Source organism: Chondromyces apiculatus DSM 436 (genome assembly GCF_000601485.1).
In the GTDB taxonomy this organism is placed as follows: Bacteria; Myxococcota_A; Polyangia; order Polyangiales; family Polyangiaceae; genus Chondromyces; species Chondromyces apiculatus.
Genome location: NZ_ASRX01000055.1, coordinates 76680 through 98709, shown reverse-complemented (window position 1 = coordinate 98709; position 22030 = coordinate 76680). Strand labels below are relative to the sequence as shown.

Annotated in this window: 14 protein-coding genes; 5 read left to right on the top strand and 9 right to left on the bottom strand. The window is 71.6% G+C overall.

Translation table 11 applies throughout. From position 1 onward, the window contains the following. Positions 1 to 27 precede the first annotated feature (27 nt). The gene (locus tag CAP_RS29810) at positions 28 to 522 is read right to left on the bottom strand and encodes a hypothetical protein (protein ID WP_052376326.1); all 495 of its coding nucleotides are present in this window, start codon (positions 520 to 522) and stop codon (positions 28 to 30) included. A gap of 364 nt (positions 523 to 886) precedes the next feature. Here CAP_RS29810 and CAP_RS29805 point away from each other — a divergent pair, with 364 nt between their 5' ends. After that, entirely contained in the window at positions 887 to 1984 is a 1098-nt protein-coding gene (locus tag CAP_RS29805) for a tetratricopeptide repeat protein (protein ID WP_156041257.1), read from the top strand. A 255-nt stretch (positions 1985 to 2239) separates the two neighbouring features. Here CAP_RS29805 and CAP_RS29800 read toward each other — a convergent pair whose 3' ends face one another. The 3 genes from CAP_RS29800 to CAP_RS29790 form a co-directional block, all read right to left on the bottom strand. After that, entirely contained in the window at positions 2240 to 3448 is a 1209-nt protein-coding gene (locus CAP_RS29800; RefSeq protein ID WP_156041256.1) for a hypothetical protein, read from the bottom strand. Positions 3449 to 3784: 336 nt separating this feature from the next. After that, a complete protein-coding gene (locus CAP_RS29795; protein ID WP_044247045.1) occupies positions 3785 to 4768 on the bottom strand; it encodes an AAA family ATPase in 984 nt (327 codons plus the stop codon). 123 nt (positions 4769 to 4891) lie between these two features. Beyond that, on the bottom strand, positions 4892 to 6361 hold the full coding sequence (locus CAP_RS29790) for a glycoside hydrolase 64/thaumatin family protein (protein WP_044247044.1): 1470 nt from the start codon (positions 6359 to 6361) through the stop codon (positions 4892 to 4894). Positions 6362 to 6977: 616 nt separating this feature from the next. Here CAP_RS29790 and CAP_RS29785 point away from each other — a divergent pair. From CAP_RS29785 to CAP_RS29765, 4 genes are all read left to right on the top strand, one after another. Further along, the gene (locus tag CAP_RS29785; RefSeq protein ID WP_044247043.1) at positions 6978 to 7919 is read left to right on the top strand and encodes a LysR family transcriptional regulator; all 942 of its coding nucleotides are present in this window, start codon (positions 6978 to 6980) and stop codon (positions 7917 to 7919) included. Between the two features lie 121 nt (positions 7920 to 8040). Continuing rightward, the gene (locus CAP_RS54145) at positions 8041 to 8661 is read left to right on the top strand and encodes a putative quinol monooxygenase (RefSeq protein ID WP_231511762.1); all 621 of its coding nucleotides are present in this window, start codon (positions 8041 to 8043) and stop codon (positions 8659 to 8661) included. A gap of 152 nt (positions 8662 to 8813) precedes the next feature. Further along, positions 8814 to 10805: a CBS domain-containing protein gene (locus CAP_RS55220; RefSeq protein WP_044247042.1), complete on the top strand. Its 1992-nt coding sequence runs from the start codon at positions 8814 to 8816 to the stop codon at positions 10803 to 10805. Positions 10806 to 10840: 35 nt separating this feature from the next. Beyond that, entirely contained in the window at positions 10841 to 11683 is an 843-nt protein-coding gene (locus CAP_RS29765; RefSeq protein ID WP_156041255.1) for an exodeoxyribonuclease III, read from the top strand. A 42-nt stretch (positions 11684 to 11725) separates the two neighbouring features. Here the strand turns inward: CAP_RS29765 and CAP_RS29760 are convergent, their stop codons facing one another. The 5 genes from CAP_RS29760 to CAP_RS29740 all read right to left on the bottom strand — a co-directional run bounded on the left by CAP_RS29760 (position 11726) and on the right by CAP_RS29740 (position 21788). Beyond that, positions 11726 to 12406 (bottom strand): OmpH/Skp family outer membrane protein, encoded by a 681-nt coding sequence (locus CAP_RS29760; RefSeq protein ID WP_081865394.1) that lies wholly within the window; start codon positions 12404 to 12406, stop codon positions 11726 to 11728. A gap of 63 nt (positions 12407 to 12469) precedes the next feature. Next, the gene (locus tag CAP_RS29755) at positions 12470 to 16462 is read right to left on the bottom strand and encodes a serine/threonine-protein kinase (RefSeq protein WP_052376325.1); all 3993 of its coding nucleotides are present in this window, start codon (positions 16460 to 16462) and stop codon (positions 12470 to 12472) included. Positions 16463 to 16641: 179 nt separating this feature from the next. Next, positions 16642 to 17673 carry a hypothetical protein gene (locus CAP_RS29750; RefSeq protein ID WP_044247040.1) on the bottom strand — a complete coding sequence of 344 codons (1032 nt, stop codon included), beginning with the start codon at positions 17671 to 17673 and terminating at the stop codon, positions 16642 to 16644. Between the two features lie 129 nt (positions 17674 to 17802). Then, entirely contained in the window at positions 17803 to 18819 is a 1017-nt protein-coding gene (locus CAP_RS48880; protein WP_231511761.1) for a PP2C family protein-serine/threonine phosphatase, read from the bottom strand. Between the two features lie 398 nt (positions 18820 to 19217). Beyond that, complete coding sequence (locus tag CAP_RS29740) at positions 19218 to 21788, bottom strand: serine/threonine-protein kinase (protein ID WP_197041409.1); 2571 nt, start codon at positions 21786 to 21788, stop codon at positions 19218 to 19220. Positions 21789 to 22030: the final 242 nt, after the last annotated feature.

Genomic DNA, 22030 nt, shown 5'->3' with positions numbered 1-22030 from the left:
TTGCCTGGCTCTTAGCTGATCAAGTCTCTAGAAGCGGCGGCCGACCTGGATCAGCTCGTATTGCTGGGACACGGGGGTGTAGTGGCGGGGCACGGGGGTGTGGCCGCGGGGCCGGTCCGAGATCCGCGCGGCCTTGCCGGGCGTGAGCAGGTAGCCCAGCGCCAGCGTCTCTTCCTCGAAGACCTCCGCGTCCACATGATCCTCGCGCACGTGGCGCTTCACCTGCAGGGCCCCCACCGCGGTCTTCACCACCAGCGCGATGCGCTCGGGGTGCCTGAACATGCAGTCCCGCAGCCGCGCCACGGCCATCTCGAAGGCCGGATCGTTCCGCGGCGCCACGGCCCGCAGGTCCACCATCAGCCGCCAGTGCCCCTTCACACCCGCGAGCGCTGCGCCGACCTGCGAGATCTCCACGTCGAGATCGTCGAGTGACTGGTAGGGACGTTCGTTCCGGGTGACGCGGACCAGCGCACGCTCTGGATCATGCTGGATCTCGCAGTAGGGGGTCGCAAGCAACTGCATACCGGACGCTCCAGGAACGTTCCGTTGCAAGAACCCTGCGCGCCCCAGACGGCCTCGCGGAGTGCGCAAACCGCCCAGGCCTGACCTGCCCTGCATCCGTTCTGCGCGCTCGCGGCACACCTGTGCCTCGGCCGCGCACGCCAGCGTCGATCCATCGATAAGCGCAGCAACAAGGGCGCCACCCTGGCTTCGCGCCGCAACATCTGCGCGGCGTCGCGCCCCGCAAAACCCAGCGCGGCGATCCACCTGCGTGCGACCTCGTCCCCCACCACCGAGCTGCGTCGTCGGGAGCTTCCCCATCGGTTCAGCCTGCGTGGTAGCATCGCCGCTTCTGGCGGTTTTCCCGGGGGAGAGCAGGAACACGATGGGTCACGACGCGCTGCGACGGGGGCGACGGACGAAGGCGAGGACATGTGGCATCGTGGCCATCGCGGCGGCTGCGCTCGGGCTGGCCTTGATCGCGCCCCCTGCCAGCGCCCAGACCCCCGATGAGCTGAACCGCGCCCGCGTCGAGTTCCAGCAGGGCGTGGCCCTGATGGCCGCGAACAACTGCGCCGCCGCTCTCGGCAAGTTCCAGGAAGTCGCCCGCGTCAAGCGCACCCCGCAGGTGCTCTTCAACATCGGCGAGTGCGAGGAGCGCCTCGGCAAGCTGGTCTCCGCCCTCGGCAACTACCGCCTCGCCGCTGCCGCCGCCGAGGGCGACAAGAAGGCCCAGGAGGTCCAGAACCGCGTCGGCGAGCGGGTCACCGCGCTCGAAGAGCGCATCCCCAAGCTCAACGTCCGCCGCGGCACCGGCGCCGAGACGGCCGCCATCTACATCGACGGCGTGGAGATCGGCCCGAGCGAGCTGGCCTCCGAGGTCCCCGTCGATCCCGGCCCCCACGTCATCTCCGCGCGCGTCGGCGACAAGGAGCCCTTCAAGGAGACCGTCACCCTCGCCGAGCGCGACGCGAAGACCGTCGACGTGACCATCGAGGTCGAGGCGCCTCCGCCCCCTCCCGAAGAGAAGCCCCCGCCCCCTCCGCCGCCGCCGCCGCCCCCCAAGGGTTCGAAGCTCCCCGGCGTGATCGTGCTCAGCGCCGGCGTGGCCAGCGCCGCCGTCGGCGCGGTGTTCCTCGGCCTCCGCGGCGGCGCCCTCAGCGATCTCGACGCGGCCTGCGGCGGCGACACCACCTGCCCCCCCTCCGCCGAGTCCACCGCCGACAGCGGCCGCCTCTACACGGGCCTCGCCCAGGTGACCATCCCGCTCGGCGTGGTCGGCATCGCCGCCGGCATCGTCATGCTCGTGACCAGCGGCGGCAGCAGCGATCCCGCCCCCGAAGGCGAGACCTCCAGCGAACCCTCCTCCGAGGCCCGCCGTCGCCCTGTGAAGTCCACCGCCCGCGCCCTCTGGTCCCCCGAACTCGTCCCCTCCGCCGCCGGCGCCAACATCGGCGGCCTGAGCGCCCGCCTCCGCTTTTGATTCCCGGCGGGTGGGCTCGCGCCCCCTCGCCCCACCGGGAGTGAATCCCGGCGGGGCCCCACTCCCCGCGATCCACCCGAGGTTTCCAGAGCGTTCTGTCGCTTCGGGCCTGACGCCCGTCGCCTCGGGAACCCGTCGCCTTGGGAACCCGTCGCCTCGGGAAGCGGACAGTGTCCCCAGCCGCAGGAGGACTGTGGGGTAGAGCGCCCCCGACTCACCCGGCGCGAACCGCCGCCGGGGCGTCGAGGACGTGGCTCAGGGAATGCAGCAGATCGTCGTGGGCTCGATGGGCGTCGCGGTGCCGTTCGGGGTGCCGCCGCTGGCGGGGCACGTGCCGCCGGTGGGCGCGCCGGGCGTGGAGACGGTGCGACCGGCGAGCGTCGGGTTGCCCGCGATGTTCATGCAGGTCCCCGCGGGGAAGCTGGTCACCAGCGTCACGCACGAGTTCGCGCCCGGGTCGGAGTAGAGGCTGACCGTGGCCGGGCAGCTCCCGTTCGCCGCGGGTGCGCAGCTACAGTCGTTCAGGCAGTCCCGGGAATCGTCCACGCCGCCATAGTAGACGTGCTTCTGGGTGAAGGGACCGGCAGGGCAGGCGTTGTTCCCCGTCTTCGAGATGCACAGCCCGCTCTCGTACGGATCGGCCGTCTTCGGCATGCACGTCTGACCGACGTTGCACCCGACGCCCGTGGTGGGCGCACCGCCGCACGCCACGCCGAGCAGATCCCAGCTCGGATCCGGCCGCTGCACCGGCGCGAGCTGGGGCTGGCACGAACCCGTCCCCGTGGCCGCGATCCGCGAGGCGCGCACCGAGACGCTGCACGGATCCCCGGTATTCACGCTGCACGACATCTCGGCGTTGGGCCCGCAGGTGAGCTGCCCGCCCGGGAAGTAACCCTGCCCGTAGCAGGTCCCGTCCCACCCCGCCGGGATCTGGAACGAGCCCGTGCAGTTGGTGTCGGCGGCGCACGCCGCATCCCCGGTGGAGAGCGTGATGCTTTCGATCGGCGCGCACCCCGGCGTCCACGTCGGCGCGCTGCACGAGCACGTGCACGTCGCGGGCGCCGCGGTGATCCCGTCGGTCCCCTGGTAGCTCGGCACCGGGAAGGTCGACGGGCACCCCGGATCCCCCGCCGGCGCCCCGTTGTAGAGCGCGAAGTAGCCCGTCCACCCCTCGGGCACCGCCGACACGCAGCTCACCTCCGTGCACTTCGGATCCGCGCAGTCGGCGAGCCCATCGTTGTCGTCGTCGACGCCGTTCGTGCAGTCCTCGGTGTTGGCCCCCGAGCCCCCGCCCGTCATGCTGCCGCCGCCGCTGGACGTCCCCGCGCCCGACCCACTCGGCTCGGCCTCGTCGAACGTGTACGAAGGAAAGAGACAGCCCGCGGGCCCCGCCACGGCCGCGGCAACACCGAGCCCCATCCACAGCGCGAAATGGGTGCGTCGGTTGCGAAGAAGCAAGCTCACGGGGAACCTCCCGGGCCAGACCTGCGCATTGCAGGACCGATGGCCCCGCCAGAGTAACGCGCGGCGAGGTGGTACATCAACCTCCCCGCACCGCACCCTTCCCCCTTCGAACGAAACCCCCTGGCCTCGTTTCAGCCTCGTTCAGGAGGGCTCCACAATGACCTCGGCAGCGGAGAACACCGCGGCCGCATGCGCAATCCACCGGCCGAGCGTCGGGGAGACCGTGCACTCAGATGGGCACGGGAGTCGCGAACTGCACCTCGTTCGCGACTGGCTGGTAGATATCCACCCCGGTTTCGGGGGTCCGGATGCTCACCACCAGTGTATACCGCGCCTTCAGGGCTGCCTGCCGCGCCGCGCTTCGAGCGCATCCAGCACGCCCCGCGTCGTCACCTCGTCGCTGTCGCTCAGCACCACGTCCTTCGCCGCGTCCTCGCAGGCGCGCACGATCTCGGCGTAGCTCAGCCCGCGGGTGGCTTCGAGGACCTGCTTCCACGTCACCCGCCGCGTGTCCAGCATCGCCAGGCGCGCGCGGAGGAGCTGTTCGGCCTGCGCCTCGTCCGGCAGGCTGTACTCCAGGATGTCGTCGAAGCGCCGGAAGAGCGCCCGATCGAGCAGCTCGACGTGGCTCGTCGCCGCGATGATCAGGCTCTCCGATTCGTCCTGTTCGAGGAACTGCAGGAACGAGTTCAGCACCCGCCGGATCTCGCCCACGTCTTTCGGTGACGTCCGCTGGCTCCCGAGCGCGTCGAACTCGTCGAAGAGGTAGACCCCCCGCGTGCGCTGGAGCGCGTCGAAGACGACGCGGAGCTTCGCGGCCGTCTCCCCCATGAACTTGGTGATGAGACCGTCGAGGAGCACCGCGAAGAGCGGCTGGGACAGCTCACCCGCGAGCGCCCGCGCCGTGAGCGTCTTCCCTGTACCGGGCGGACCGACGAGGAGGATCTTCCGCCGCGGCGCGAGGCCATGGGTGAGGAGCTTCTCCCGCTGCCGCTGCTCAAGGAGGATGCGCTCGAGACGCGCACGGAGCGTTGGCTCCAGGACCATGTCCGCGAGGCGCGTTTTGGGATAGCTGACCGAGAGCAGCCCGGCGAGTTCCCCTCGCGGCTGCACGACGGGGACCGGGGCCCGCTCTCCCCGCTGGCTCTTCGGTCCCTTCGCCTTCGAGGCATCGATGAGTTCCCTCATCTCCTGGGCGAGCTTGCCGTGGCCCTGCCGAGCGGCGTGCGCGGCGACCTGCATCGCCACCGCGTAGAAGCGCTCCTCGTCGTTCTCGCTGTAGCTCTTCAGCAGCGCCTTGAGCTGCTCTGCCGTGGCCATGGTCCCGTCGGCTCCAGGGAAAGGAGTGTCGCCGGGTGGCGGGTGCTTTTCGACGTCGTCTCCTCACGGCGGAGCTGCCGCTTGGCCGCTCTTCCAGAGGTCGCCGTCCGGGGAAACCCAGGTTCAGTCCTCGAACGAGGAGGGGAAGTCCGCCGCGTCCGGGCAGGCCTGGATGAGCAGGGACGCGCTCGTCGTGCACAGGAAGGTGGACGAGTGGTCCTCGTACCCGAAGGTGTACACGTACGGGCACTCGCCCTTCACCGCGGGGCTGTAGTCGGTGCCCGCCTGCACGCCGAGCGCGGTGCAGCCCGCGCTGTCGTAGCGGTACGTCGCGCCCCCGTAGGTCCGGGTCAGATCGGGGCAGCAGTACTTCAGGCACGCATCGTCCCCTGCTGCGGCGTTCTGGGTGGTCGTGCAGAGATCGCAGCCCCCGAGGCAGGTGTTCGCCTCTCCCGGCGCCGCCGCGGTGCAGCCACCATCGCCGCAGGTGTAGCGCCGGTTCGCGTGCACGCCTTCGTCGTGGCCGAAGCCCGCGGCGAAGTCCGGGCTCCCCGTCCAGATCCACTCGGGGCCGCCGACGTTGTTGGCGTTGAACACCGTGTTCGTGGGGATGCGGTTTGCGTCGGCGCCGTCGGGGCAGGTGCCGCAGGAGCCCACGATCACCTGCTTGCCGTTCACCACCATGGTGGGGCAGGTGTTGCAGCCGTCGGGCGCGGGGGCGAAGGCGTCGCTCCCGTCGGGGCACTGGGTGTTCACGTCGAAGCGGCATCCGGTGCCGCGGCACCAGAAGACGTCGTTCGGATTCTCCGTGCTCTCACTGCCGCCACCGCAGCTCTTCATGCCGATGGGGCTCACGGTGGTCCAGGCGTTGACCGCGCTGATGTCGTAATAGAGCCTGCCCTGCCCGGGCGGATCGTAGGTGAACTCGAAGAGGCTGTTCTTCGCCGCGTCGTTGCCGAGAGCGCAGCCGTGCCCGTGCGCGTTGCAGTCCGTCGCCAGCCAGCCGGTGCCGCTCGCGAACCCGGCCGTGTCGGGCATGTCGATGGTGTGCTCCTCGCCCGGCGCGAGCTCGAAGTACGGGTTGCACGCGCACGCGCCCTGGGTGCCTTGCCCCGTGGCCTTGCAGTAGACGTTGCCGGGATTGACGCCGCCGCTCATGCCCTGCGCGATCGCCGTGCACTGCCCGACGCCCTCCAGATCGGTGCACGCCGCGCCGTTCCAGGGGCAGTCGGTGGGCCTCGCCCAGGTGGGCGTGGTGCGCCCGTCCAGCTTGAGCCAGCGGTCCGAGGTGCAGTTGTTGACGATCTTGATGTGCCGCGTGCCGTCGTCGTCGGGACACCCCGCCGTGCCCGCCTCGTACGCCGGTCCGCGCGAGCCGGTGCCCGCCCCCGAGCCGCCGGTTCCATCGCCGCCGCTGCCGCCGCTGCCGCCGGTGCCTCCCGCGGGCGAGGCGCTGCTGGAGCTGTCGCCGCCGGTGCCGCCCGGAGTGCCGGTGTCGGTCGAGCCTTCATCGTCACCCGAGCAGCTCGACGACAGGACGCCGACGAGAGCCACGGTCGAGAGCGCGCTGATCCAGGCGGTGAGGGTCCTCATGCGCGCACCCTACCACCCCGAGGTCCCGGCGGGACGCTTGCGTGCGGTGCCCCACGGTGTGCTGGCGGCGATCCGAGGCACCCGCCATGCCGCGCGCGGACGCTTCTTCTCTCGGTGAACGGCGTCGCGCCGCAGCCGCTTCGGAGCGCTCCGGCGTGGAAAGGGTGCAGTCGGTTTCCGACGGCGCCTTTGCCACGGCGGGAGCGCAGGGGGAGCCGACCTCCCCCCCGGAGTGCCACCGTGGCAAGGGCGTCGTCGGTCGCCTCTCCCTCCATGCCCGCGGTGGAAACGGGTGGGGAGGTCCTCCCCCTCCATTCCCGCGGTGGAAACGGGTGCGTCGGCCTTCCGTTGACACCGCAATGTGGGTGGAAACACGGCGGTCGGTCGTGCCGCAGATCACCCTCCCGCGGTGGAAACGGGTGCGTCGGCGACCGACGAAGGCATTCCCGCGGTGGAAACGGGTGCGTCGGCGACCGACGAAGGCGTTCCCGCCGTGGAAAGGGGTGGGGCGGCGACCGACGGCACCCTTTCCACGCAGAGCCCGGCCTGCCCCGTGAAACGGCGGCGCGGCCGAGCGTGGCCCCCGCCCTCGTCGCCGGGTGAAGATGTGCCCCCGATGGAGATGCACCAGGTCCGCTACTTCCTCGCCGTCTGCGCGACGCAGAGCTTCACCCGCGCGGCGGAGCGGTGCCACGTGTCGCAGCCGGCGCTGACCGCCGCCCTGAAGAAGCTGGAGCAGGAGCTGGGAGGCTCCCTGTTTTACCGTGAGCGCAGCGGGGCCAAGCTGACGACGCTCGGCCAGGTGGTGTACCCGCGCTTCCAGCGGCTCTCCCAGGAGAGCGAGGGCATCGTGGCCATGGCCGAGAGCCACCAGCGCCTCCACCAGGTGCCGCTGCGCCTCGGGGTGCTCTCCACCCTCGGCCCTGCGCGCCTCGCGCCCTACCTCGCCGCGTTCCGCGCGCGCGCCCCCGGGGTGGAGCTGGAGCTCTACGTGGAGCGGAGCCAGGCGCTGCTCGGGAAGCTCGGCGAGGGCGAGCTCGACGTGGTGATCACGAACCTGCGCGACGAAGCGCCGCCGTGGTGCGTGCCGAAGTGGCTCTACGAAGAGCGCTACCTGGTGGTCCTCCCGCCGGGGCACGCGCTGTCATCGCGGCAGGCTGTGCGGCTCGCCGACCTCTCCGGAGAGCCGTACGTGGATCGCCTGGCCTGCGAGCTGCGCGAGGAGGTCCAGAAGCTCTGCGCGACCCGGCAGGTGGATCTCTACGCCACGTACCGCACCGAGCGCGAGGAGTGGGTGCAGAGCCTGGTGCAAGCGGGCATCGGGTTCGCCTTCCTGCCCGAGCACTCGGTCCGCGGCGGCGAGACGGTGAACAGGCCCCTCGTGGAGCCGGAGGTGGGCCGGACCATCTCCCTCGTGCGCGCCTCGGAGCGCCCCCTCGGGCCAGCCGCGAAGCTGTTCTGGGAAGCGCTGCTGTCGATGGCGTCCAGCGAGGCCCCGGGGAACGCGGCGGTGACGGCCACGCGAAATGAGCCAGGAAAGAGGATCAGGCATCCATAACCTCTGCCTATGGATTGATAGACAGCCGATCGTGGTGGGTGCGGGCGTGGGCGCGCAGGATGGGTCTCCTGAACGCGGCACTGGCGAGAGGGCCAGGGCCGCGCCGAGAGGAGACGAGGCCATGGTGAAGGTTGCGCTGGTGGTGAAGCTTCAGGCGAAGGCGGGCAAGGAAGAGGCGCTGGGGAGCTTCCTCGCGGGGGCCCTGCCCCTCGCCGAGGACGAGCGGGGGACCCCGGTGTGGTTCGCGCTGCGCCTCGGCGCCTCGACGTTCGGAATCTTCGATGCGTTCCCCGACGATGCCGCGCGGCAGACCCACCTGTCGGGCCCCATCGCGAAGGCCCTGATGGCAAAGGCGCCGGAGCTGCTCGATGCGCCCCCGTCCATCGAGCCCGTGGAGGTGCTGGCGGTGAAGCTCGCGCGCGCCTACCCGGATCGGAGCGTGGCCCGTCTCGGCCTGCTGGCGCGCCTGGAGGCGAAGGCAGGCAAGGAAGAGGACGTGGCGCGCTTCCTCGCCGGCGCGCTGCCTGCGGCGGAGGGAGAGCCTGGCACGTCGGTGTGGTTCGCGTTCCGGGTGGGCCCATCGACGTTCGGGATCTTCGACACCTTCCCCGACGAGGCCGCGCGCAAGGCGCACCTGTCGGGCCCCATCGCGACGGCGCTCCTGGCGAAGGCGTCCGAGCTGCTGGCGGCGGCGCCCGTCATCGAGCCGGTGGCGCTGACCGCGGGCAAGCTGCCGGGGTAGGAGCTCACGACGTCACGCGCGAGGGTCACGGCCCGGGCGGGCAAACCTCGCGGGTGGATCGCGACCGCCCGGGGCTCTGGGGCATCGCATGGCTCAGCAGGGCCTGGTGTGGCGGGTCCTCGCGGCGCGTGGACCGCGGGAGGCGGGTGAGCATGGGTGAGCAGCGGATCTCCGAGGCGGTCGACGAAGAGGGGCGTCAGGCGTTCGTCAAGGCGCTGCTCGCCGACGTGATGGCCCTGGAGCAGATGATCGAGGCGGGCCGGATCGAGGCGGGGGTGCGGCGGATCGGGGCGGAGCAGGAGATGTTCCTGGTCGGCAAAGGGTTCGGGCCGGCGCCGGTCGCGGAGGCGCTGCTGGAGAAGGCCGGGGAAGAGCGGCTGACCACGGAGATCGGGCGGTTCAACCTGGAGGCGAACCTCAGCCCGCTGCTGCTCGGGGGGGATTGCTTCGCGAAGCTGGAGGGGGAGATCGAGGAGCTGACCGGCGTCGCGTCGCGGGCGGCGCGGGAGGTGGGGGCGGAGGTGCTCCTCGCGGGGATCTTGCCGACCTTGCGGGTCACGGATCTGGGGATCGAGAACCTCACCCACCGGCCGCGGTACGAGGTGATGAACCGGGCGCTCAGGAGCCTGCGGGGCGAGGATTTTCACCTGCGCATCGAGGGGCTCGACGAGCTGGAGACCACGCACGACAACATGATGTTCGAGTCGTGCAACACGAGCTTCCAGGTGCACCTGCAGGTGGGGGCGCAGGAGTTCGCGCCGCTCTACAACCTGGCGCAGGCGGTGACGGCGCCGGTGCTGGCGGCGGCGGTGAACTCGCCGGTCTTGCTCGGGCGGAGGCTGTGGCACGAGACGCGGATCGCGCTCTTCGCGCGGTCGATCGAGCTGCGGCCGGCGACGTCCGCGGTGCACGCGCAGCGGATCGAGCAGTCGCGGGTGCAGTTCGGGGAGCGGTGGATCGAGGAGAGCGCGCTGGAGATCTTCCGGGAGGACATCGCGCGCTTCCGGGTGATGATCACGGCGGAGGCCGGGGAGGATCCGCGGGAGGTGCTGGCGCGGGGAGAGGTGCCGGACCTCAGGGCGCTCAGGGTGCACAACGGGACCATCTACCGCTGGAACCGGCCCTGTTACGGGGTGAGCGAGGGGGTGCCGCACCTGCGCATCGAGAACCGGGTGCTGCCCGCGGGGCCGACGCGGCGCGACGAGGTGGCGAACGCGGCGTTCTTCCTGGGGCTGATGGTGGGCCTCGCGCGGGAGGTGCCGCGGGTGGACCAGGTGATGGAGTTCGCCGACGCGAAGGCGAACTTCTTCGCGGCGGCGCGGTACGGGCTGAAGGCGCAGCTCACCTGGTTCGGGGGGCGGAGCTTCGCGGCGCCGGCGCTGATCCTCGGGGAGCTGCTGCCGCGGGCGCGCGAGGGGCTGCGCGCGGAGGGGGTGGATGGCGCGGACGTGGATCGGTACCTCGGGGTGATCGAGGAGCGCGTCCGCAGCGGCCAGACGGGGGCCCAGTGGACGCTGTCATCGCTGGCGGCGATGGAACAGGCGGGCAAGGGGACCGCGGACACCCGCGACCAGGCGCTGTGCGCGGCGATGCTCGCGCACCAGCAGGAAGGAAGGCCCGTGCACGAGTGGCCCCTGGCCGAGGTCGCGGACGATCCGGTGGCGCTGGTGGATGGCTACCGGACCGTGGCGCAGATCATGACGACCGATCTGGTGACGCTGCGGCCCGACGACATCGTGGCGTTCGCGGCGAGCGTGATGGACTGGCGGCGAATGCGGCACATCCCGGTGGAGGACGAGGGGAGGCTCGTGGGGATCGTGTCGTACCGGGACCTCTTGCGGCTCGTGGCGCGGGGGGAGCAGAAGCGTGAGGACGCGGGAGCGGCGGGGGCGCCGGCCAGTGGTGAGGTGACGGTGGCGTCGATCATGCACGCCGATCCGGTGCGCGCGACGCTGGACATGAGCACCCAGGAGGCGATGCGGTGCATGAAGGAGCACGGCATCGGGTGCTTGCCCGTCGTCGAAGGGGATCGGCTGGTGGGGATGGTGACCGAGCGGGAGCTGCTCGATCTAGCGTCGTCGCTGCTGGAACGCGCGCTGCAGGACAGGGGCGGAGAGGGCAAGCAGGAGACGCGGGACCGGTGAAGGCGGGCGCCAGGGCGTGGAGCAAGGAGGTGACGATGGTCTCGTGGAACATCGAGAACCTGGCGTCCCACCTCGCGGAGGAGGCGGAGACGCCGCTCACGGCGGTGCTGGAGGCGTTCGGGGGGCCCGAGATCCTCTGCTTGCAGGAGATCCGGCTGCGGCCCCGGGACGAGGCGCTCGTCGCGCGCATGCAGGAGGCGCTGCCCGGGTACGCGTGCCACTTCGCGCTGTGTGACGATCCGAAGAACGTGACCTTCCGGGGAGGGCGCATGTACGGGGTCGCGACCTACGTGAAGAGAAGCCTCGGGGAGGCGAAGGCAGCGACGTTTCCGTGGGACCGGGAGGGGCGCGCGGTGGTGACGGCGATCGAGGCGCTCGGGCTGGCCGTGGTCAACGTGTACGCGGTGAACGGGACCAGCAAGGCGTACTGGGATCACGAACTGGGGCGCCATGAAGGAGACCGGCACGCGTTCAAGCGGCGCTTTCTCACGCGGTTGATGGAGGCGTGTCTGGAGCTTCTGGATCTCGGGGTGGAGCTTGTGCTGACCGGGGACTGGAACGTGTCGCGGACGAAGAACGACACCTTCCCGCGGCTGCGCACGGAGGAGCCGCACGCGCTGGCGCGGGCGCAGCTCAACGAGGTGTTCATGCCGACGCTGGGCGCGGTAGACATCTTCCGGCACCTGCACCCGGAGGCGCGGAAGTACACCTGGTTCAACCGCCAGGCGCCGCCGGGGAGGCTGGACGCGGCGCGGGTGGACTACGCGCTGGTGTCGGAGGATCTCGTGCCGCACGTGGTGGAGGCGGACATCGCCGAGGCGCCGGAGCTGCGGTGGCGGAGCGACCACGCGCCGCTCTTCGTGAAGCTGCGGGTGTGAGGCTGGGCGGGGGCGCGTCGGGCAAGGGCGCGTGAGGGCGCGTCAGGGCTTCTTCGGGGCGGCGGCGGGCGCGGCAGGCTTGGGGGCGGCGGCGCCGGGCTTGGCGGGGGCAGCGCCGGGCTTGGCTGCGGGAGCCTCGGGGGTGGCGCCGGCGTTGCACATCTGGATCACGCGGTCGGTGACCTCGAGGTCGGCGCGGAAGTAGGGGACCGCGGACTTCTCCATCACCATCTCGTAGCCCTCCTGCGAGGCGAGGCGGCGCACGGCGCCGAGGACCTTCTGCAGGATGGGGGTGGTGAGCTCGTTCTCCTTGCGCTGCATCTCGCGCTGGTACTCGACGTAGGCGCCCTGGAACTCGGCGGCCTGGCGCTGGAGGTTCTCGCGGCGACGCGCGAGCTGGTCCTTCGGGGTCTTGCCGGCGCGGTCCTCCTTCTCGATCTTGTCCTGCTCCTCCGAGAGCGAGCGCTGCTTGGCGTCGATCTCGACCTGGCGGCTGTCGAAGAGCTTGCGGAGGCTGGCCTGGACCCGGAGGCCCTCCTCGGTCTCCAGCATGGCGCGGCGGACGTCGATCACCGCGGTCTTGGTCTGCGCCGCAGCCGCGCTGGGTGCGGCGAGGGCGGCGGCGCCGAGGCCCAGGGCGACGGCGAGGACGGCAGTGCGGCCCCGGCCGAGGAGGCGCGCGGCGAGGGGGGCGGTGGACCGGGGGGCCGGGGCAGGATGCATGCGCGTCGCCTTAGCTACCCCACGATCCAACGTCAAGGACGGGGCGCGTTCGGCGCGGCGGCTTTACCTGGTGGAGTTCGGCCCCATGGTGGGGGTGCGCTGGTCGGCGGTGGCGTCGAGGGGGGGCAAGGTTCTGCCGAGGCGCTCGCGGGCGAGGTGCAGGAGCCTGTCGATCTCGTCGTTGCGACGCAGGAAGGCGCTGCGCTGGTAGGGGTTGTGGATGCGCTTGGCACGCTCAAGGAGGATGTGGAAGGCCTCGTCGAGGATGGCGTCGGCCTCGGTGAGGTGGCCCGTGGCGATGAGGGCCTCGACCAGGGTGAGGCGGGTGTACTCCTCCCACTCCTCGATGGGGCCCCCGGCGAGGCGCTGGTAGGCCTCGCGGGCCGCAACGAGGGCGCCTTCGTACGCGCGGCGGGTGAGCTGGGCCCGGGCGAGGGTGAACCAGGCGGTGACCTGGAGGGCAGGGTAGCGGCTGGTCTCGTCGCAGAGGCGGGTGGCGAGGGAGAGGGCCGTGGCCATGTCTCCAGGGGCGCCGCGCCAGATGAGGAAGATGACCTCGTAGGTGCGGGTCTGGATGCGCAGGCGGGCAGCCTGGCACTCGTCGGCGATGAGGCCCGCCTGGCGCTCGTGCTCGATGCCGCTGTCGAGATCCCCGAGGCGGGCGTGGGTCATGCCGAGGTTGTGCAAGGCCGCGGCTTCGAGGATGCGCATGCGGCGGCTCCTGGCGTCGCCGAGGGCGCGGGTGAGCAGGGTCTGGGCGTCCTCAAAGAGGCCCACCTGGTTGAGGAGGGAGGCGGTGTTGAGGCGGGCGCGGGTGGCGATGAGGGCGTCGCCGGCATCCTCGGCGGCCTGGACGAGGGAGAGGCCGGTGGTGATGGCGTCGGAGATCTCGCCCGGGGGCATGGCGAAGAGGAGGGCGTCGAGGGCGCGGGTGACGGCGACGGGGGAGCCGGAGGCGCGGGCGGTGTCGACGGCGTGGCGGGCGACGTCGAGGGCCTCGCGGGGGCGATCGAGATCGACGAGGCCGCGGACGCGGACGGCGAGGAGGGCGGCGCGCAGCGACGGGGAGAGGCCAGGGGCGACGTCGGGGCGCGCAGCCCAGGCGGCGAGGGCGTCGCCGTCGGCGCTGAGGCCGGCTTCCATGAGGGTGCCGGCGGCGAGGCGGTGGGCCTCGCCCCAGAGGTCGGAGCTGGGGGCGGCGAGGCTCGCGGCTTCCTGGGCGGCCTGGATGCCCTCGTGGAGCTGGCCCATGCCGGCGTGGGCGTGGGCCTTGTCGAGGAGGAGGCCGGCGCGGAGCTCGCCGCTGGCGCCGCAGGCGAGGCCGCGGCTGGCGAGTTCTAGGGCGGTGACGAGCTGGGCGCCGCGGGTGATGGCGTGGTGGGTGGCGTGGGCGTAGAGGACGGCGGCGCGGGTGCGGTCGCCGCCGGCGTCGGCGTGGTGGGCGATGAGGGCGGCGTCGACGTCGCCCACCGCTTCGAGCCAGGCGCTGGCGGAGAGGTGGAGCGCGGCGCGGTCCTCGTCGAGGAGGGAGGCGTAGACAACGTCGCGCACCAGGGCCTGGCAGAACATCCACTCCACGTGGTTCGCGATGCGGGACTCGGGCTGGCGGGTGATGATCTCGCTGGCTTCGAGCGCCGTCAGCTCCGCGGTGGCGGAGCGTTCGAGGAGGGTGGCGACGCCGGCGGTCCAGAAGCACTGCCCGAACACGGAAGCGGCGCGGAGGACCTCGCGGGCGTCGGGGGAGAGGCGGTCGAGGCGGAGCTGGACGAGGGACTGGACGGTGAGGGGGACGTCGTCGCGGCCCTCGGCGGCGCTGCGCACCAGCTCTTCGAGGAAGAGGGCGTTGCCGCCGGCGCGCTGGACGAGGGCGGTGCGCATGGCGGTGGTCTCGCGCGGGAGGACGGCGGCGACGAGGCGCTCGGCGGCGTGGGGCGAGAGGGGCGGGAGGGTGAGGCGGGTGAGGTTGCGCCGCTCCCAGAGGGTGGGGAGGCGGGTGTCGATCTCGGGGCGCGCGAAGGCGAGCACGCCGAAGCGGAGGTCGGTGCACCCGAGGAGCCAGTCGACGAGGTCGATGGTGGTGTCGTCGACCCAGTGCAGGTCCTCGATGACCACCACGAGCGGGGCGCGCTCGGCCTGGGAGCGGATGTACGCTTCGAGGGCCATGCGCATGCGGGACTGCATGATCTGGGCGCTGCCGCGCGCAGCCCGGAGGGGCTCGTCGTTCTCGTCGGGGAAAGGGACCCCGATGATCTCGCCGAGGAAGGCGGAGAGGAAGCGGAGGGTGCGGGGCAGGCGGGTCGAGACGTGGTAGGCGACCTTCTGCATCTGCTCGTCGGCGCTCTCGCCATCGTGGATGCCCATCAGGGCGCGCAGGGCGCGGCCGAGGGCGGAGATGCTGGCGCCGCGGCTCATGGGGTCGCCGCGGCAGAGCATGACGAGCGGGGGCTTCGGGGAGGCTTCGAGGCGCTGGACCAGCTCGGAGCGGACGCGGCTCTTGCCGATGCCGGCAGGGCCGGTGACGACGGCGGCGCGGGGGGTGCCGTCGGTGAGGATGTCGCTGTAGATGCCCTGCAGGAGGGTGAGCTCGTGGTCGCGGCCGATGGTGGGTGAGGGGCGGCCGATGAGGCGGCGGCCGTCGAGGCCGAGGGTGTCCTCGTGGAGGAGGACGCCGCCCTTCGGATCTTCCTGGACGACGAAGCGGCCCGCGAGGGCCGCCGTGGCGGCGCCGTCGACGCGCACGGTGCCCGGTGCGGCGGCTTCGAGCTGGCGGGCGGCGCGCTCCAGGGCCTCGCCGGTGATGCTCTGGCGGCCCCCGGTAGCGCGCGTGGCGCGGCCGATGGCGAGGGCGACGCGGGCGCCGGGCAGGGCGCGGGCGACGGTGAGGGCGGCGCGGGCGGCGCGCAGGGGCTCGTCGCCGCGGGAGCGATCCACGCCGAGCACGGCGACGAGCTGGTTGCCGGCGAGGGGTTCGAGGCGGGCGTCGTCGCCGAGCACGTCGCGGAGGGTGGCGTGGAGATCGGGCGAGAGCTCGGCCCCGCCGAGGTCGTAGAGGACGCAGGCGACGACGCGGCGCTCGCTCACGCCAGGCCGGGAGGGGGTGCCGAGCTCGCTGTTCACGCCGCTCGTCGAGGAGAGGGGCTGGGACGACGAGAGGGGCTTGGACTCGGGGATCTGCGTGGCGCGGCGGATCGCGGAGGCGGATCTGTCGGTGGCAGGGGGGTCGTTGTTGAGGACCTGCGCGGCGACGCGGGCGAGGATGCGGGCGAGCTCGCCGCCGTCCTCGTAGCGCGCGTCGCGGTCGCGGGCGAGGCAGTTGGAGATCACCTCGTCGAGGGCCTCGGGGACGTCGAAGCGGATCTGCTGGGCGCGCGGGGGATCTTCGAGGACGAGGCGCCCGAGCAAGGCGATGACGTGCTCGGTCTCGAAGACGTTGCGGCCGGTGACGAGGCGGAAGAGCACCGCGCCGAGGGAGTAGACGTCGGCGCGCACGTCGATGGGCTCGCCCTTGGCCTGCTCGGGGGCCATGAAGTGGGGGGTGCCGATGATGGTGCCGCGCTCGGTGGGGTACTCGTCGGGGACCTGGGGCTTGACCACGCCGAAGTCGATGAGCTTGACGGCGGTGCCGCGGCCGCGGAGGAGGAAGATGTTGGACATCTTCAGGTCGCGGTGGACGACGCCGCGGGCGTGGATGGCGGCCATGGCCGCGGCGCTGCGGCGCACGACCTCCACGGCGTCGCGCATGCCGAGGGGTGCGCGCCGCTGCCGCTGGCCGAGATCCTCGCCGTCGAGCCACTCCATGGCGAAGAAGAGGCGGTCGTCGCGCCAGGTGCCGTGGGCGATGTACTGGACGATGTTGGGGTGGCGGAGATCGGCGAGGACGGCGACCTCGCGGGCGAAGCGGGCGCGTTCGTGGGGCGAGGCCGTGGGGCGGAGCAGCTTGATGGCGACCTGGCCGCCGGTCTCTCGGTCCACGCCCTTGTAGATGTCTCCCATCCCGCCACTGCCGGCGCGGGCGTCGATCACGAAGCGATCGCTCGGCGCAAACTGGGGGAGCACTGCTCATGAGACTACGCGAAATCACCCCCCACGGGCCAGATTCGAGGTGGCCTCCGGGCGTCGGTCGTGAGTCGTGCGTTGTGATCCGTGGCGCGCGCACCCTCCGCGGCAGCGCGTGCCTCGTGGAGACCGGCGTACGCAGCGGGAAATTCTCCCCACCACCCCCGCCGCCGTGAGCCTCAGAACCTCATCATGAAGGTGCCGCCGAGCCCAGCGGAGAGGGGAGATGCGCGCCAGCGGTCGTCCCCGAGTTCGAGGGGGCCGGGGGTGATGGTGGCCATGAGATCGGCCCGGAGCTGGAGGATGAGGCGATCGACGAGGGGGACCTCGAGGCCCATGCGCGCTCCGACGAAGAAGACAGGGTTGAAGCTCGTGCCCTGGGCGCGTTCGAGGTCGCGCAAGCGGAGCGCGCCAAGCTCGCCGACGGCGCAGGCGAAGGCGCGCCCTTCGTGGAGGCAAGGGGCGATGGCGGCAGAGTAGATGGTCACGTCGAGCGGGGTGCCCTGGTCTCCTTCACCGACGGCAGGAAACCGGAGGCGGGCTTCGAGGGGGAGCGAGAAGTCGCGCCAGCGGGGTTCGAACTGGACGAGGGCAGTCCCCGCGAGCGCGGTGGCGCACCCGAGCACGAACTCTCCGCCGATGCCGAGCTGAAGGCCGGGGTGGCCTGGCGCGGGGGGAGGCGCTGACGTGTCGCCCGACGCGCGTGACGCGCGCGGTGCTGGTGAGGCCGCAGCGGGGCTCGGGCAGGGGGCCCCGGGAGGGCAGACCGGGCAAGGGGGAGGGGAGAAGGGGGTCTCCTGCACCTCCTGCGCAGCCTGGAGGGGGGAGAGGGTGAAGGCGATGGCGACGGCGAGGTAGGTGAAGAGCGACCAGCAGTTGCAGGGCAGGTCGGCGACCAGGAACGTGCGCTCGTCGAGCCGGGTGGTCCCGTCGAGGTAGAGGATCTTGCCCACGAGCCGATCGCCGAGGCGCTCGATGGAGACAGAGAGGGTTCGCGTGGCGGTGGCGCTGAACGGGTCGTGACCCGTGCGCACCATGATCTCCTGGCGGAGGCGCTCTTCGCCGGGGCACAGCGTCACGTTCGGCGCCTGGTGGAGTTCGAGCCGGACCGCGACGGGCGGGCCGCCCGCGACCTGCGCGGCAGCAGGCGCGGTGATGCAGGGAATGCAGAGAGAGAGCAGGCCGCAGAGCAGCGTGGCAGCGCGTCGCACCGCGTTGCATTCAGGCTGCGGTGGGCGACCGCGTCAAGCGCCGATCAGGCGTGACCTGCAGCGTTAAAGCGGCGACATGACTGCTGATTTTGGTGAGAAAGTTTCCGCGAACTCTCCAAGGAGGAGCGCTCACGCGGAGCGCTTCACCACCTGGGCGAGATCCTTGGGGTCGCTCACGCGGACCAGGACGACGGTGATGTTGTCGCGGCCGCCGCCCTCGTTGGCGCGCTCGATGAGCGCATTGGCAGCCTTCTCGGGATCGGGCTGCGCGATGAGGACATCCTGGATGGCGTCGTCGTTGGCCATCTTGGAGAGGCCATCCGAGCAGAGCAGGTACACGTCCCCGGGGCGGGGGCGGGCGATGACCAGATCGATCTTCACCGCGGCGGCCACGCCGAGGGCGCGGCTGAGGTGGTTGGCGAGCGGGCCGGTGATGCCGGCCGCCCCCATGGTGTGATCGGTGGTGAGCTGACGAAGCTCCCCGTCACGCAGGCGGTAGCACCGGCTGTCGCCGACGTGCCCGACGTAGAGGCGCTGCTTGTTGGGCGAGAAGCGGGCGCTGATCAGCGTGGTGCCCATGCCCATCAGCGACTTGTCCACCTGCGCCGCGTCGTAGACGGTCTTGTTGGCGCGCTGGATGGAACTCGCAAGCTCGCTGCCGCGCCGGGGGACGTCGGGGTAGGGGCCCTCGGTCCAGCTTCCTTCCTCGAAGACCTTCTGGATGGTCTCCACGGCGAGCCGGCTGGCGACGTCGCCTCCCTTGTGCCCGCCCATCCCGTCCGCGACCGCGAAGAGGTGGTAGTCGTCGAGGCAGAGGTAGCAGTCCTCGTTCTTGCGGCGCTTCTGGCCCAGGTGGGTCTGGCCCACGGCGCTGATGAGCACCAGCGGAGAGGAGCTGGTGGGCTCGTCGACCGCGGCGTCGTCGTCGTAGATGATGGGCACCGCAGAGGGCTGCTCGGCCTCGCGATCCTCGCGGGCTTCCTCTTCCTCGTCGCCGTAGGAAGGGGTGCTCGGGCGCGAGATCGGCGAGTTGATGACCTCCGGAGGCGTGAGGGTGATCAAGGTGAGGTCGTCGTCCTCCTCCTTGGTCCCCACGTCGTCGTCGTCTTCGTAGTCCGGTCCGCTGCGGCGTCGCGGTGCAGTCACCGTGCGTCCAGTGGGGACCGGCTCCGAAGCCGGTGGTTCGGCGCTCTCCTTGGATGGAGCGTCGCTCTGCTCGTCGGCAGAGCCGCGGGTGGTTTTGCCTTGCTGGGCTATGACCGCGCCATTACGGCGGTTTCGGTCCTTCATATAGAAGTACCAGAAAACCAGCCCAATGAGAGATATGCCCAGGAGGAGGGCGGCTGCGAGTTCGGCCATCGTCCCGGCAGCCACCGTAGCAAAGGCTCGGCGTCTCTCCGAGGGTTACGTGAAGGGGGCGTGCTGAATGCGTCCTCGCGCCGCTCTCGACACCTGCTCGCAGGGTGTGGGTATTTGCTGACGAAAGGCCTGAATCACGGCCGTTCTGGCGGTGTGCAGGGCGCTCTGCTGCGGGGGGGAGAGGGCTACGGGGCGGGGGACTCGAGGAGGAGCTGGGCGCAGAGGCGCGGATGCGTGGCGCTGACCACGGGTCCAGCGGGGCTGACGTCAAGCCTTATCAGCCAGGTGGCGCAGAGAAGCTGCATGGCCTGCGCGGCCCCCATTCCTGCGGCTTCGAGGGCCCTCTGGCGGCACATGGGGGCGTTCTGGGCCGTCACGATGTCGAGGAGCCGGCGTGCCTTCGGGGGCAAGGCGGCGATCCGGGTGGCGAGCGCCTCCTTCATGAGAGGGCGTCCTCCCTCGCGGGCGTGACGGGCCAGGATCTCGAGGCTCCGGGGACAGCCCGAGGCCTCCGCCGCGATCCGTTCGGCATGCGCCTCGGGGGTCGCGCTGCCCTGGAGCCGATCGAGGGCAAGCTTGCGGGCCTCCTCTCTGGGGAGAGGGTCCAGAGCAAGGACCCGAGGAGCGCCGATCGCGGCGGCGAGATCGGCGCAGGCTGGAGGCAGGTCGGCCGCGGTGTCGCTCCGGTGGGCTGTCAGAAGAAGGAGTGCGGGAGCGTTCGGAGGGGTCAGGACCTCGCGGAGCAGCTCGGCGCTCTCGCGATCTCCCCACTGCAGGTCGTCGAGGACGATGATGAGCGGGGACCGCGCGGCGAGGGCGCCGAGCAGGGTTTTGAGGGCACTGGCCGCTTGCTGCCTGACCAGGGGGCGGTGGGGGCTCGCGCTCGGGTCGCGGGCGAGGACGGCCGAGGTCACGCCCGCGGTCTCGGCGAGGGAAGGGATGCGCGTCAGGACCGGGAACAGGCGCAGGAGCGCGAGCGCATCGTCAGGCGTGAGGTCTCTGCACGCTCGGGCGACGAGCGAGCTGTCACCGTCGAAGCCTTCGGCGAAGGCGGGCTGTGTGCCGGAAGCGCCCAGAAGTCGGCTCAGGGCGTCGGTGATGCCGTCGAGGGACTTGAAGGGGAAAGTCTCGCGCTCGTGGCAGCGGCCCTGGAGCACGGTGGCGCCCAGGCCGAGGGCCGAAGGAGGAGGCCAGCTACGGCAGGTCCAGCCGCGAGGAGCCCAGCTCGGGCTGCAGCGATCGCGGCGGATGACCCGGACCGTCATGGGGGCGGTGTCGCTCGTGGGATCGGTGAAGGGATCCTCCTGCAGGTTGCCTGGCTGGGGGCTTCGCTCCAGCGCAAGCGCGGTGGAGGAAGGGGGGAAGGCCGAGGAGGGGAAGGGAGAAGAGGGGGGGAAGGCCGAGAAGGGAGGGAAGGCCGAGGAGGGAGGGAAGGCCGAGGAAGCCGAGGGAATTGCCGGGGCTCCCGCGTGGCCCGCGTGGCCCGTATGGCCCACGTGCGCTCGGGTGCGGAGGAAGCGGGGAGCAAGGGCGAACTCTCCGCGCTGAGCGCGCTGGGCGAAGTGGCGCAGCAACGCCGTCTTGCCGACGCCAGCCGGTCCGTGCACCTGGATCCACACCGGGACGCCTGGCTCGGTGGCCTGGTAGGCGTCGATCAGGACTTCGAGCGCGCTCGCGCGGCCGACCAGCTTGCCGCTCTCGGGCAGCTCCGGGCGGGCGCTGTCGGTGAGGATGTCGTGCGAGGGCAGGGGGGTGGTGGCCTGGACGAGGGCGCGGATCACCTCGGGCCCGGTGGGACGTCGGGCTGGGTCGCGGCGGAGGAGGGCGCTGCAGAGCACGTCGAGATCGGGCGGGATACCCAGGGTCACCGCCGACGGTGGGGGGGGCTCGCGCTCCAGCTTGGCGCTGAGGATCTCCAGGGCGCTTCCGCGGAAGGGGAGCCTCCCCGTCAGTGCGTGGTAAAGGACGCCGCCGACGGCGTACCAGTCGCTCGCGGTGCTCGCCGCGCCGCCGTTGGCCTGCTCTGGTGCCATGTAGCCGGGGGTACCTTCACCATCGTGGCCATCTCGCTCGCCCGGAGCGCCGGTCAGCCCGAAGTCGAGCACGACGAGGCGGCCTTCGGGGGTGATCAGTAGGTTGGCCGGCTTGATGTCCCGGTGAACCTTGCCGGCGCGGTGAAGGGCATCGACGGCGTGCGCGAGCTGGAGGAGGGCCGGCCGCAGGAGATCGATCCGCGCGGCAGGTCGAGGCGCGGGGAAGGAAGGCGGGAGGCGGCGCAGGGTGGGGGGCTCCGACGAACGGGCAGGGCCGGTGGAGGTCTGGGAGCGCGGTGGGTAGTTGCGCGGGACCTGTCCGCTCTGCAGGGTGCGGACGACTGCCGCGTCCAGGGTGACGCCCGCCGACGCGTGGTCGGCGAGGTCGGCGCCGTTGGCGAGGTCACGGGGAGCGGTGTCGCTCACGGTGCAAGGGAGGGCGACGTGGCCGAGGAAGTTCTTCCCCTCCACCAGCTCCATGGTGAAGAACCAGGTGCCGTGATCCGAGACGAGCTCGTACAGGGTCACCAGGTTGGGGTGCGCGATGTCTGCCGCGGCGCGGAACTCCTGCTTGAGACGGTAGAGCCCGGACGGGTCCATGCATTCGAGGGTCTTGAGCGCGACGCGGTGCCCGTCGCGGCGATCCACGGCCTCGTAGACGACGCCCATGGCCCCCGCGCCGATCCGGCGGGTGATCGTGTAGTCCCCGAGCACGGCGGGCACAGACGGCGCAGGCTCGGGTCGTGGGGTGTCGGCACCGAAGGGCGCAGCCTGGCGAGCACCGATTGCCCGCTCGCCAGGGAGGGGTTGGACCAGGGAGATGCCGCCGCGCATTGAGCTTCGTTCCCTTGCAATTCCCTTGCAAGCGTCAGGTCAGAGGCCGTGGCGGGGGGGCATGGGGGGCGGCGGGACCACCCTCCAGGTGACGGGCGTCACTACCGGACAGCCCCGAGCGGGTTGCCTCG

Bases quoted from the DNA above. Each gene is read 5' to 3' on its own strand.
- CAP_RS55220 (WP_044247042.1), top strand. From the start codon at position 8,814: ATGGGTGAGCAGCGGATCTCCGAGGCGGTCGACGAAGAGGGGCGTCAG.
- CAP_RS29760 (WP_081865394.1), bottom strand. From the start codon at position 12,406: ATGCATCCTGCCCCGGCCCCCCGGTCCACCGCCCCCCTCGCCGCGCGC.
- CAP_RS29795 (WP_044247045.1), bottom strand. From the start codon at position 4,768: ATGGCCACGGCAGAGCAGCTCAAGGCGCTGCTGAAGAGCTACAGCGAG.
- CAP_RS54145 (WP_231511762.1), top strand. From the start codon at position 8,041: ATGGTGAAGGTTGCGCTGGTGGTGAAGCTTCAGGCGAAGGCGGGCAAG.
- CAP_RS29805 (WP_156041257.1), top strand. From the start codon at position 887: ATGGGTCACGACGCGCTGCGACGGGGGCGACGGACGAAGGCGAGGACA.
- CAP_RS29790 (WP_044247044.1), bottom strand. From the start codon at position 6,361: ATGAGGACCCTCACCGCCTGGATCAGCGCGCTCTCGACCGTGGCTCTC.
- CAP_RS29785 (WP_044247043.1), top strand. From the start codon at position 6,978: ATGGAGATGCACCAGGTCCGCTACTTCCTCGCCGTCTGCGCGACGCAG.
- CAP_RS29765 (WP_156041255.1), top strand. From the start codon at position 10,841: ATGGTCTCGTGGAACATCGAGAACCTGGCGTCCCACCTCGCGGAGGAG.
- CAP_RS29810 (WP_052376326.1), bottom strand. From the start codon at position 522: ATGCAGTTGCTTGCGACCCCCTACTGCGAGATCCAGCATGATCCAGAG.